The sequence below is a fragment of the Caproiciproducens faecalis genome (assembly GCF_019448085.1).
Classification (GTDB): Bacteria; Bacillota; Clostridia; order Oscillospirales; family Acutalibacteraceae; genus Caproiciproducens; species Caproiciproducens faecalis.
In genome coordinates this window covers 613,010-624,892 of the sequence record NZ_JAGFNZ010000001.1, presented here as the reverse complement: position 1 = coordinate 624,892, position 11,883 = coordinate 613,010, and the positions used below count along the sequence as shown (strand labels likewise).

At 51.1% G+C, this 11,883-nt stretch carries 13 protein-coding genes; 7 read left to right on the top strand and 6 right to left on the bottom strand.

Annotated features, from left to right (window positions below; translation table 11 throughout):
- Nucleotides 1-27 precede the first annotated feature (27 nt).
- Nucleotides 28-720: a DUF554 domain-containing protein gene (locus J5W02_RS02955; protein WP_219964150.1), complete on the top strand. Its 693-nt coding sequence runs from the start codon at nucleotides 28-30 to the stop codon at nucleotides 718-720.
- Nucleotides 721-854: 134 nt separating this feature from the next.
- Here the strand turns inward: J5W02_RS02955 and J5W02_RS02950 are convergent, their stop codons facing one another.
- Entirely contained in the window at nucleotides 855-1,241 is a 387-nt protein-coding gene (locus J5W02_RS02950) for a hypothetical protein (protein WP_219964149.1), read from the bottom strand.
- 251 nt (nucleotides 1,242-1,492) lie between these two features.
- Here J5W02_RS02950 and J5W02_RS02945 point away from each other — a divergent pair, with 251 nt between their 5' ends.
- The 3 genes from J5W02_RS02945 to J5W02_RS02935 all read left to right on the top strand — a co-directional run bounded on the left by J5W02_RS02945 (nucleotide 1,493) and on the right by J5W02_RS02935 (nucleotide 5,284).
- On the top strand, nucleotides 1,493-2,437 hold the full coding sequence (locus J5W02_RS02945; protein WP_219964148.1) for an L-lactate dehydrogenase: 945 nt from the start codon (nucleotides 1,493-1,495) through the stop codon (nucleotides 2,435-2,437).
- A 26-nt stretch (nucleotides 2,438-2,463) separates the two neighbouring features.
- The gene (locus J5W02_RS02940) at nucleotides 2,464-3,693 is read left to right on the top strand and encodes a class I SAM-dependent rRNA methyltransferase (protein ID WP_219964147.1); all 1,230 of its coding nucleotides are present in this window, start codon (nucleotides 2,464-2,466) and stop codon (nucleotides 3,691-3,693) included.
- Nucleotides 3,694-4,003: 310 nt separating this feature from the next.
- Nucleotides 4,004-5,284: an O-acetylhomoserine aminocarboxypropyltransferase/cysteine synthase family protein gene (locus tag J5W02_RS02935; protein ID WP_219964146.1), complete on the top strand. Its 1,281-nt coding sequence runs from the start codon at nucleotides 4,004-4,006 to the stop codon at nucleotides 5,282-5,284.
- Between the two features lie 91 nt (nucleotides 5,285-5,375).
- Here the strand turns inward: J5W02_RS02935 and J5W02_RS02930 are convergent, their stop codons facing one another.
- A complete protein-coding gene (locus J5W02_RS02930; RefSeq protein ID WP_219964145.1) occupies nucleotides 5,376-6,197 on the bottom strand; it encodes a mechanosensitive ion channel family protein in 822 nt (273 codons plus the stop codon).
- A 135-nt stretch (nucleotides 6,198-6,332) separates the two neighbouring features.
- On the opposite strand from J5W02_RS02930, the gene mltG reads away from it, so the two are divergent.
- Nucleotides 6,333-7,319: an endolytic transglycosylase MltG gene (mltG, locus tag J5W02_RS02925; RefSeq protein ID WP_219964144.1), complete on the top strand. Its 987-nt coding sequence runs from the start codon at nucleotides 6,333-6,335 to the stop codon at nucleotides 7,317-7,319.
- A 24-nt stretch (nucleotides 7,320-7,343) separates the two neighbouring features.
- On the top strand, nucleotides 7,344-8,072 hold the full coding sequence (locus tag J5W02_RS02920) for an MBL fold metallo-hydrolase (protein WP_219964143.1): 729 nt from the start codon (nucleotides 7,344-7,346) through the stop codon (nucleotides 8,070-8,072).
- Between the two features lie 44 nt (nucleotides 8,073-8,116).
- On the opposite strand, the gene J5W02_RS02915 is transcribed toward J5W02_RS02920, so the two are convergent.
- From J5W02_RS02915 to J5W02_RS02905, 3 genes are read right to left on the bottom strand one after another with little or no spacing between them, the layout of a single operon-like run.
- Nucleotides 8,117-9,052 (bottom strand): TIGR01212 family radical SAM protein, encoded by a 936-nt coding sequence (locus J5W02_RS02915; RefSeq protein WP_255575516.1) that lies wholly within the window; start codon nucleotides 9,050-9,052, stop codon nucleotides 8,117-8,119.
- A 1-nt stretch (nucleotide 9,053) separates the two neighbouring features.
- Nucleotides 9,054-9,563, bottom strand: a complete 510-nt coding sequence (locus J5W02_RS02910) for an HD domain-containing protein (protein ID WP_219964141.1) — start codon at nucleotides 9,561-9,563, stop codon at nucleotides 9,054-9,056.
- 24 nt (nucleotides 9,564-9,587) lie between these two features.
- A complete protein-coding gene (locus J5W02_RS02905) occupies nucleotides 9,588-10,337 on the bottom strand; it encodes a Crp/Fnr family transcriptional regulator (RefSeq protein ID WP_219964140.1) in 750 nt (249 codons plus the stop codon).
- Nucleotides 10,338-10,453: 116 nt separating this feature from the next.
- Between J5W02_RS02905 and J5W02_RS02900 the strand changes: the two genes are divergently transcribed.
- Complete coding sequence (locus J5W02_RS02900; RefSeq protein WP_219964139.1) at nucleotides 10,454-10,828, top strand: VOC family protein; 375 nt, start codon at nucleotides 10,454-10,456, stop codon at nucleotides 10,826-10,828.
- 88 nt (nucleotides 10,829-10,916) lie between these two features.
- On the opposite strand, the gene J5W02_RS02895 is transcribed toward J5W02_RS02900, so the two are convergent.
- The gene (locus J5W02_RS02895) at nucleotides 10,917-11,879 is read right to left on the bottom strand and encodes a bile acid:sodium symporter family protein (protein WP_330659651.1); all 963 of its coding nucleotides are present in this window, start codon (nucleotides 11,877-11,879) and stop codon (nucleotides 10,917-10,919) included.
- Nucleotides 11,880-11,883: the final 4 nt, after the last annotated feature.

Genomic DNA, 11,883 nt, shown 5'->3' with positions numbered 1-11,883 from the left:
ATATGAAGAAATGGGAAGTGCTGAATCATGTTGGGAACGATTGTCAACGCGCTGGCCATTGTGCTGGGCACGGGGCTGGGGCTGATCTTGAAAAGCGGTATTCGCAGCAACTACCGCGAGACGATTATGGACGGGGTCGCCTTGTCCGTCCTGCTCATCGGGGTAATGGGCGCTATCAAAACGAACGACCTTCTGCTGCTGATTTTCAGCCTTGTCATTGGCAGCATTGTCGGAGAAGCGCTGAAAATTGAAGACAGGCTTGCCGGACTGGGACAGCTGATTGAAAGCAGGACTTCCAGCACGGACGGCAGCGTGGCAAAAGCCTTTGTAACAGCCAGCCTTCTTTTCTGTGTTGGTTCCATGGCGATTGTAGGCTCCATTGAGAGTGGGCTTACCGGCAACCACCAGACACTGTTCGCAAAGTCGGTACTGGACGGCATTGTGTCCATCTTCCTCAGCTCCACCATGGGTTTCGGCGTGTTTTTTTCTGCTGTTGCCGTCTTTCTTTACCAGGGAACCATCACGCTGCTGGCTTCTTCACTCAAGGCCCTGATGACCGACGAAATGATTCGGGAAATCTCCTCAGTCGGGGGCGTGCTGATTATGGCAATCGGGCTCAACATGCTGAAGATTAAAAAAATTAAGGTCGGCAATATGCTGCCGGCCATTCTGGTTCCTTTTTTGTACTATTTTATCAAACGGGTAGTCGGAATTGCATAAATCAGTGTACCATAAAAGGCCGCTGCCAAAAAATTTCGGCAGCGGCCTTTTCATCTTTTCCACTTTGTTTTCCTCTGCCCGGCAAGACGGTTCATGGATCAAAAAGCAACGCGCTTGTTCGAATGCAGGGCTACTTAACATTTGGACTTAAACACTCCGTCCTGATAGACCTCTGTCACCGTGTTGTCAGGGTAATAGCAAAGAATTGTTCCGTTGTGCTTGCTGACAATAATGGACGGCTCGATGGATGCGTTCCTGTCGGAAATCAGGAACTGATAGTACTGGTTCCCTTTATACTCAAAATTGCTGTCGATGAGGTCAACCTTGTATTTGGTATAATCCATGCGGATCATGTTTTTGATGACGTTTACCGCTTCGCTGCGGTCAATATTCTGTACCGACTGTGTGGGCTGAAAAATTTCCGGTTTACTGTTCAGAGCCGGTCCGGCTTTTGAACAGGCGGTCAGAATTGTCAATAAAACCACTAAGACAACAGCCGACGCAAACTTCCTCATTTTCATTGAAATTCCTCCCCTATTCAGTTTCACTTTACAAATTTATCATAGTACCCGCCGACCGTGAAATCAAGAAAAGCAACAGATCTGTAAGTGGTTGCTACAAAACTGTAAACCACGGCTGCAAAAAATAATAAATCTGTATTTTTTCGAACGGAAAGAACGGAAATTAAAGCCGCGCGGCTTACTTGTAAGAGAGCAAATTCGTGTTATAATAAATCCATAATTGCATCCTTATGAAAGGAACGGCCCTTTTTATGATTATCAATAAAAGTAAAGTTGTCATTGTCGGCGCGGGAGCCGTAGGTTCCTCCACCGCGTTCAGCCTGGTAACGCAGGGGATCTGCGACGACGTAGTCCTGACAGACATCAATCAGGGCAAAGCGGTCGGCGAGGCAATGGATCTGCGGCACTGCATTGAGTACCTGAACCGCAATGTCCGGGTAAGCGCCGGTACCTATGAAGACTGCGGCGATGCCGATATTGTTGTGATTACCGCCTCCGCCCCCTATGTTCCGGGGCAGAACCGTCTGGATATGCTGGGGACAACCAAGAAGATCATTGACAGCATGGTCGGCCCCATTATGAAGAGCGGCTTTGACGGCATTTTCATCGTAATATCCAATCCGGTGGACATTATCTCCTACTATATCTACCAGCTGTCCGGCCTGCCGAAAAATCAGGTCATCGGTACGGGTACCGCACTGGACACCGCCCGGCTGAAATGCCTGATTGCCCAGAAGATCGACGTAGACCCCAGAAGCGTACACTGTACGGTCATGGGCGAGCACGGCGATTCCCAAATGGTGCCGTGGAGCCGCGTAACCGTTGGCGGAAAAGATTTTTTCAATATTGTCGCCGACAATCAGGATCGGCTGAAAGGTGCTGACCTGAAGCAGATGGTTCACGAAACCGCCAACGCAGGGTGGGAAATCCTGCACCGCAAGGGCAACACCAATTACGGAATCGCCACTACAACCGCCGGAATCATCAAAACGATTCTTTACAATGAAAGCAGGATTATCCCTGTTTCCACGCTGCTGTGCGGCGAGTACGGAGAAAACGGCGTTTTTGCGGGTGTTCCGGCTGTATTGGGAAGAAACGGTGTAAAAGAGGTTGTTGAGGTGCGTATGACCGACGAGGAGCTGCTTACGTTCAAAAAATCCGTGGCGGTCATCCGGGAATTCAGCAGTCAACTGTAAAAATAATCAGGTTGTGAGGAAAATTCATGAAGCAAAACAGAACTTACCCTAAGATCATTTTAACCCGCAAGGCAGAAAACAGCATTCAATCCGGTCACCCGTGGGTTTACAACACGGAAATTCTCAAGATCGAGGGTGCCTATGAAAACGGCGCATTGGTCGATGTGTTCAGCATTCGCGAAAAATACCTTGGCACCGGTTTTATCAACGACCATTCTAAAATCAGAATCCGGCTGATTTCCCGCAGCGCGAACGACGTCTTTGACGAAGCCTTCTTCGAACGCCGCCTGCGCCACGCGTGGGAATACCGCAAAACCGTGATGGGGGACGATGTCTCCTGCTGCCGGATCATTTTCGGTGAAGCAGACCTTTTTCCCGGGCTCACGGTCGACCGCTTCAACAATATTCTGGTCGCGCAGACACTTTCCCTCGGCATGGAAAAGCTGAAACCGGTTCTCTTCCCCCTGCTGTGCAAGATTCTGAAGGAGGACGGCCAGAACATAAACGGCGTTTATGAGCGAAACGACGTTGCCATCCGCGAACTGGAAGGAATGCAGCAAAATAAAAGCTTCTTCCCCATTGCCGGGTTGGAAACGCCGCAGACCACGCAGACAACCATTACGGAAAACGGAATTGAATACGCCGTGGATTTTGAAAACGGCCAGAAGACCGGATTTTTCCTTGACCAAAAATACAACCGGCAGGCGGTCGCAAAAATCAGCCGCGGCAAGCGCGTGCTGGACTGCTTTACCCACACCGGCTCCTTTGCGCTGAACGCGGCGAAGGGCGGCGCGGAACACGTTCACGCGGTGGACATTTCCGCCGACGCGGTCGCCATGGCGGAGGAAAACGCCAAACGCAACCAGCTGCAGGAAAAAATGAGCTTCCAGACCGCCAACGTGTTCGACCTGCTTCCGCAGATGCCAATGGGCAAAAAAGACGGTTACGACTTAATCGTTCTCGACCCGCCGGCCTTCACCAAGTCGCGTCAGACCGTTGACCACGCGATGAAGGGGTACAAGGAGATCAATCTGCGCGCTATGAAGCTGCTGCCCCGCGGCGGCTACCTCGCGACCTGCTCCTGCTCCCACTTTATGACGGAGGAGCTTTTCCGCAGTATGCTGCGCAGTGCGGCGTTCGACGCTCAGGTGTCGCTCAGTCAGATCGAAGCGCGCCAGCAGTCCCCCGACCACCCCATTCTATGGAGCGTACCCGAAACGAATTACCTTAAATTTTACATTTTCCAGATTACCTGAAACTTTCATACGACCCGGAGCGCAGAAATTTTTATGCCTGTGCTCCGGGTCGCTTTTTAAGAAAAGCTCTTGACATTTCTTCTTTATCGTAGTACTATGTCAACAATATATTACTAATATTATATGTATTGTAATATTAACAAAAAGGAGGAGCCCTATGAAAACAAAAAAGTACCGTTTAAACAACCAGAACCGTCCCCTCTTTCTGCATGAGCGAATGTGCGCCTCCTGCCGTTGTAACAGAAAATAAGACCGGGAATTACCCGATATTTCGAAATACTGAAATAAATATGCAGAAGGAGTAACAACAATGAGCGAAAGAAAATATAAATTTGAAACAATACAGGTACACGCAGGACAGGAAAAGCCGGATTCCGCAACGGATGCCAGAGCGGTTCCTATTTACCAGACAACCTCCTTTGTCTTTAAGGATTCCGCACAGGCTGCCGCGCGCTTTGGCCTGACCGAAGGCGGCAACGTATACGGCCGACTGATGAACCCCACCTCCGATGTGTTTGAGCAGCGCATTGCCGCACTGGAAGGCGGTGTGGCGGCGCTGGCAGCGGCATCCGGCGCGGCGGCCATCACCTATGCGATTGAAAATATCGCTCACGCGGGCGACCATATCGTATCCGCGAACACCATCTACGGAGGAACCTACAATCTGCTGGAACATACGCTCGCGGCTTTCGGCATTTCCACCACATTTGTCGATCCGGATTCGGAAGGCAGCTTTGAAAACGCAATTCAGCCGAATACAAAAGCGATTTTCATCGAAACGCTGGGCAATCCGAATTCCAGCGTCATTGACATTGACGCGGTGGCCGCTGTCGCCCACAAAAACGGAATTCCCCTGATTGTAGACAACACCTTTGCCACACCGTACCTGCTGCGCCCCATTGAGCACGGCGCGGACGTTGTGGTGCATTCTGCTACAAAATTTATCGGCGGCCACGGCTCTTCATTAGGCGGCGTCATCGTGGACGGCGGGAATTTTGACTGGGCGGCCTCCGGCAAATTCCCGTGGCTGAGCGAGCCCGATCCGAGCTACCACGGCATCAGCTTTACAAAAGATGTCGGCGCGGCGGCCTATGTAACCAGAATCCGCGTGATCCTGCTGAGAGACACCGGCGCGACCATCAGCCCATTTAACTCTTTCCTGCTTCTGCAGGGCCTTGAAACCCTCTCCCTGCGCGTGGAGCGTCATGTTGAGAACGCTCTGAAGGTAGTGGATTTTCTCTCCAAGCACCCCAAGGTGGAACGCGTCAATCACCCCGCCTTACCGGACAGCAAATACAACTCTTTATATAACAAATATTTCCCCAATGGCGCAGGCTCCATCTTCACGTTTGAGATCAAGGGCGGCGCTGAGGAAGCCAAAGACTTCATTGACCGTTTGGAGGTTTTCTCCCTGCTGGCAAATGTGGCCGACGTAAAATCACTGGTCATCCACCCGGCGAGCACCACCCACTCCCAGATGAACGAAAGCGAACTGCTCCAGTCCGGCATCAAGCCGAACACCGTCCGTCTTTCCATCGGTACTGAACACATAGACGATATTCTGTTTGACCTGCAGCAGGCGCTGGCGTAAGACGCGTGCCTCCGGTGCAGCAGAATTTTTAAAAGAGCGGCAGCCCCGTACAAACAGGGCTGCCGCTCTTCGCAGTTTTTATCGTATTTTTCTATTCCCCGGGCTTAACATGGACATCCAGCTGATTGTAGGGGATACGAATTCCCGCTTTGTCAAACGCAAGCTTCACCTTTTCCTGCATGGCAAAATAGAGTGTAAGATAATCCTGCGTTTTACACCAGACCCGGACTTCCACCGTAATACCGCTGTCGCGGTGCTCACCGACGACAATCAGCGGAGCGGGACTGGTCAGAGCCATGGGATTTTGCTCAACCAGTTCCCTGAGCAGATTTTTTACTTCAGCAAGATCTTCGTCATAGCCGACCAGGTATTTCAGGTCCAGACGGCGGGTCGCCATGGCCGAATAGTTGACGATGACGCCGGAGGTGATTTTGGCGTTTGGAATCACAACTTCTTTGTTGTCAAAGGTTCTCAGGGTGGTGAACATGGTTTCAATGCGCTCCACCGTTCCCTCCGTTTCTTCAAAGAGAATGTAATCCCCTACGCGGAACGGCTTTGTAAAGATGATCTGCGCGCCGCAGGCAATATTAGCCATGTTATCTTTTACGGCAAGTCCGATGGTCAGACCCGCCGCGCCGACCGCGGCAATAATCGAGCCGACGTTCATGCCAAGCTGGGCCGCCGCCGTAATGCAAACAATCGTCTTCAGCAGTACTTTGGTCAGGGAACTGATGAACGTAACAAAGCCGGTGTCTGTTTTTGAACGCGACATGGCTCGGAACATCAGCCGAACCACCTGATTGCTGAGCCACCAGCCAATTGCCAGAATCAACAGCGCACCAAAAAGTTTTGGCAGCGACGATTCCAGCAGAAGAAGAAAGTTCTGACTGTATTTTTCAAAGCTGAATCCCATAAAAAATACCTCCTGTGAGTGAGTTGATTAAGACGGCTTCCTGTTTTTGGTGATGTCAAAAAATGGAACATTCTATTGAATTATAGGCGAAAAGGTTATAAAATAATAGAAAAGGAATAAAGGTGATTAAATAGAATGAAGCAATATCTAGCAATGCTGACTGCACTGGCAGTCTGCTTTTCTTTTTCAGCCTGCTCCAAGAGCAACACCAGCAGCACGGTGTCCAGTCAGGCAAGCAGCAGCGTGGTCAGTGAATCGGATTCCTCCGTGCCGGACTCCTCTGACAGTACCGTAAGCAGTTCTGTACTTTCTTCGGCTGTTTCTTCTGCGGGAGCAGTTACTTCGCAGGGAGCCTCCTCCCAAAAGCAGAACACCTCCTCCGCGCCCGCCTCTTCTTCTCAGCCGGAAAAGGCCCAGACCGTGCGCGTGGTGATTCCGGAAGGATACACGCTTTCCCAGATCGGCGACCGGTTGGAAGCAAACGGCGTCTGCAAAAAAAGCGAGCTGCTCAGCACCGCAAACTCCTACGATTTCAGCTATTACTCCCTGATCGGCAAGCTGGGGTCCAGCGCAAGCCGCTGCTATAAGCTGGAAGGCTACCTTTTCCCCGATACTTATGAATTTTACAAAGATATGAAGCCGCAGGACGCGCTTGGCAAAATGCTGAAAAATGCGGAAAGCAGAATCGGCGGCAACTACAGCTACTCCGGTATGACCACCGACCAGGTCGTCACCCTTGCCTCCATTATTGAAAAGGAATCTGGAAATGTAAACGAAATGGCAAAGGTTTCTTCCGTGTTTCACAACAGGCTGAAAGCCGGTATGAAGCTGCAGGCGGATGTAACGGTCATTTATGTTGAAAAATATCTGAAGCCCAACCTTACGGGCGACATCAACCGGTACAACTCCTATTACAATACCCGAAAATGCCCCGCCCTGCCTGCCGGCGCCATCTGCAATCCCGGCAAGGCCGCTCTGAACGCCGCCGTCAACCCGGCGGACACCGACTACCTTTATTTTGCCGCGGATGCAAGCGGGAATTACTACTACGCAAAAACTTATGAGGAACACAAGCAAAACCTGACCAAAGCGGGCATTATAGAAGGTGGAAGCATGCAGTAACCGTTAAAAGGAAGGAGAATGGATATGAAAACCGAAATCCGGTACCTTTACAACAGCGGATTTTCTCTGAAAACGGACAGCCATCTTTTTATTTTTGATTATTATCTAGATTCCCCGAAGGGCTGCGGTTCTGACAAGGGAGTCGTTGACCCGAAGGAAACTGAGGATCAGAATGTGGTTGTTTTTGTCTCTCACAGCCACCCCGACCACTATAATCCCAAGATTTTCAGTTGGCGCAAAACCATCGGCAATATCCGATATATCCTGTCCGACGACATTAAAACACAGGAAGACGTAATCAAAGTCAGCCCCGGCAAAGAATATGACCTTGGCGACCTGAGCGTACGAACGCTTGAATCCACAGATATCGGCGTGGCGTTTCTTGTCAAGGCGGACGGACTGTGCATTTATCACGCCGGGGATTTAAACGACTGGTACTGGAACGGGGAACCCGACAGCGACAACAGCGAAATGACCCGCCGTTATCGGGAACAGATTGACACGCTGAAAGACGAAAAAATCGACATTGCTTTTGTCCCCGCCGACCCCAGACTGGAAGACAATGCTCTGCGCGGTCTGGATTACTTTATGAAAACCGTGGGCGCAGATCTGGTTGTACCGATGCATTTCAGCGAAAACACTTCTGTTTTTGAGGAGCTGAAAGCCGACAGCCGCACCGAAAGCTACCGCGAGAAAATTGCATTCTTTTCCCGAAGGGGAGAACTGATTTCGTTTCAGAAATCAGAAGCATAAAAAGATGATTCGGAGCGCTTTTTCGTTGAAAGGGCGCTCTTTTTTTATGGATACCGCTTTCCCTGCCAGGTGTCTTTTTGGACAAGCGAGTGGTCTATTCCGCCGAGCACGGCGATTTTATCTACGCCCCAGCGCGGCGCAATCAGTTTGTCGTGAGCGCCGTCGCCGGTGATCCGTTCAATCACCGTCTCGGGCGGCAGAACCTCCAGCTGAGAGCAGACAACGTCCAGATAACCCTCCCGGGTCATGGGGATCATTTCCCCTGCGGCAAGCTGGCGCTCCATGAGAGTCCCCTTCATAATCTGCAGTAGATGGATTTTCAACGCGTCCGCCTCAAGCTCACCGACCGTCCGGGCAGACTCGAGCATCATTTCCGGAGTTTCTCCAGGAAGTCCGTTGATAAGGTGTACACAGACACGGATTCCGCGGGATTTGAGCGCCTGAAAAGCTTCTTCAAATTCGGAATAAGTATGGCACCGGTTGATTCTTTCGGCGGTAGCATCATGGACGGTCTGCAGCCCCAGTTCCACCGTCAGGTACGTCCTTTGGGAAAGTTCCGCCAGATAATCCATCGTCTCCTGTTCCAGAGCATCCGCGCGCGTGGCGATGCTGAGGCCGCACACGCCGTCAACGCTCAGGGCGGATTCATACAGTTCCCGCAGTCTGGAAAGCGGCGCATAAGTGTTTGTGTGCGCCTGAAAATAGGCGATCACATCCGCACCGGGCGTTTTTTCGCGCACCCGATCGAGCTCCATGCGCACCTGCTCGGCAACGTCCCTGTCCGCTCCGTGGGTAAAGTCCCCGCTGCCGGATAAACAATAAGTACAGCCGCCAAAGCCCCTGGAACCGTCCAGATTAGGACAGGTAAAGCCCGCGTCGATCACAGCTTTGAAAACCCGCCGGTCAAACCGCTGTTTCAGGTGATAGCTCAGGGTATGATATCGTTTATTATCGTTGGAATAAAGAAAAGGGCTTTTCAAATCATTCCTCCGCTTCGGACTGTAAATACATTTCTGTAAGGTATTCTTTGCCCGTTTTCGTCTTGAAATATTTTTGCAAAACAGTTTGTGCCTGCAATTTACCCATGCCGTCCTCATAAAGATTCACCAGAAAATCAGCTTCCACCAGAATCTGATAGTCCAGACCACTGATTTCGGTATAGGTGTGATGGTGGCCAATCAAAAAGCAAACCCGGTCAATCACCGCCTGTTCGGCACCGGCGTCCAGAAGGATTTTTTTTGCTATCGGCGGGCCCTCCAGCTCCTGATATTTTCCGGCGGAGGAACCGTATTTCTTCTCGCTGTTGCAAATTCCGATATCGTGAAGGATGGCGGCAAGCTCCAGAATTTCCGCCGTATTTCCGTCCAGTCCCTCCAGTTCGCCAATGGACTTTGCAAACGCGTACACCTTCAGCGCGTGCTGTACCCTTTTCGGGTCTCCCACATTATAGCTTATCATCGCTTTCAGAATGGTATTGCTCAGATTGTTCATTGTCTCCCATCCTTTCGTTTCCGCCTACTGCACATAACTTTTTACGGTTTCCACGTCGAGCAGTTCAAAACTGTCCCCGTGGAAAGAGAGAATCCCTTCATCGCGCATCCGGCCAAGCTCCCGCGACATGGACGGGCGGGAAACATTGAGGAAATCCGCGAGTTCATTGCGGTTATACGGCAGGGTGAAACGCGGTTTTCCCGACTTGCAGTACTGCTCGTAAAGGTAGGTGCACAGCTTGCCGCGCATGCTTTTAATGGTAAGAAAATCAATTTTTCGGTTCAGGTACAGCGCCCTGTCCGCCACAATGTGAATCAGATTTTCTGTCAGCCGGGTATGCCAGCGGCAGATATGGCTGCAGGGCACCAGAATTTTGGATGGCCGGATAAACATCACCGTACTTTTTTCCAGCGCGAAAATCGTCGCCGGAGAACGCTGAAAGTCCGACAGCGCCGCCACTTCTCCAAAGATGCCCCCGGGCTGGATTTTGTTCAGAACAATCCGTTCTCCCATTGGGGTTTCTTTTGTGACAGCGACCGTTCCGTCGAGCACAATTCCGACTTCCTGCATCAGTCCGGCGGCCTGTGCGATGATTCCGCCCTTGACATACTCAGCCTGCCGCGGAGCAAGGCAGTTCAGCATCTGAGAGATTTCCTCAGTAGTAATTCCGTGAAACAATACGCATTTTTCCAGTACACCGACGGATTTCTTCAAACGAAAACCACTTCCTTTCAGAGGTGTTTCAAGAGCCTTTTTTACAAGACGGCTCAGCATGATTATAGCCTGAAACCGCCGAAAAAACAACCTGACGCATCGGTTTTCAACACTTCGATATTGAAAAGCTGCCGGATATGAAATATAATAAACCCATAACGGACGGAGGTGTCTTTATGAAAGCGAAATTTCTTCACAACAATCTGAATGTATTTGATTTAGACAAAAGCATTGCGTTTTACAAAAAAGCGCTCGGGCTGACAGAAATAAAACGCAAAACCGCGTCGGACGGCTCGTTTATTCTGGCTTTTCTCGGGGACGGCCAGACGGAGCATCAGCTGGAGCTGACCTGGCTGCGTGACCGCAAAGAGCCGTACAATCTGGGCGATAACGAAATTCACATTGCGTTCAGTGTGCCCGACAAGGCGGAAGCCTATGCCCTGCACAAGGAAATGGGCTGCATCTGTTACGAAAACCATGACATGGACCTGTATTTCATTTCCGATCCCGACGGATACTGGCTGGAAATTCTGGCGGAAGACAGGGACTGAACCTATAGCGATACCGGTAAAAAAACGCGCTCTGATTCGGATTTTCCATCCGTTCAGGGCGCGTTTTGCATATGTAGAAATCCGCTGCTCAACAGGCATCTTCGCCGGGCAATCCATAATGCTTTTTCAAAAGCTGCGCGAAGCTGGCGGCAAGTATCTGCTGAAATAAAGTACCGATCATCACCGGGAACATGACTTCCGCCGGAAAATACGCCGCGGCAATCACCGCGCCCGCGCTGATATTTCTCATCCCGCAGCCGAACGACATGGACACGACAAGCTCGCGCTTTTGCTTCAGCACCGCCGAAACGGCCCACCCCAGAGCATATCCCGCCGCGGCGAGCAGCAGAATGACCCCGGCTACCGCAAACAGCTGCGGCGTCATATGGCGAATAAAAGGCGCTACTTTAGAGGAATTAGCGCAAACCACGAGTATTAATGCGATTTTTCCAAACGGCGCCAGCTTGGGCGAAAGGGTCTGCTTAACCGAGCCCCGCGTAAGCTGGTTCAGCGTCATCCCCACCAGCGCCGGAATGCCCACCATCAGCAGCAGTTCTTTCATCATCCCCGACGCATCCACCTGCACGCTGGAACCGACAAACAAACGTAAGCTGAACGGTACACAAAACGGTGCCAGCAGCGTGTCAATCAACAGCAGGGACAGCGTAAACGGAGTACTCCCACGATAGATGGATACCCACATGGTACTGACTACCGCGCTCGGTACCACAAATTCCAGAACCATGCCGGTAATGATATAAGGGCTTTGCGGGAAAAGCAGGCTGCCCGCTCCGAGCGCCAGAAACGGCAGAAGCAGATGGAGAATCAGCACGGAGAGAATGAGAGGCAACGGGTGCTGTACCACCTTCCCAATGTCGGAAAATTTAGAGCCAAGGCTGCCGCAGAAGGTCATAAACGCAAAGATATAGGGAACCAAAAACAGCATGCGGCTGAACTGATCCGCAAAAATCACCCCGGTAAGAAGGCAAAGCGGCGTAACCAATGCCATCCACTTTTCAATAAACGCATTAAAGCTCTTTAAAAACCGCACAAGA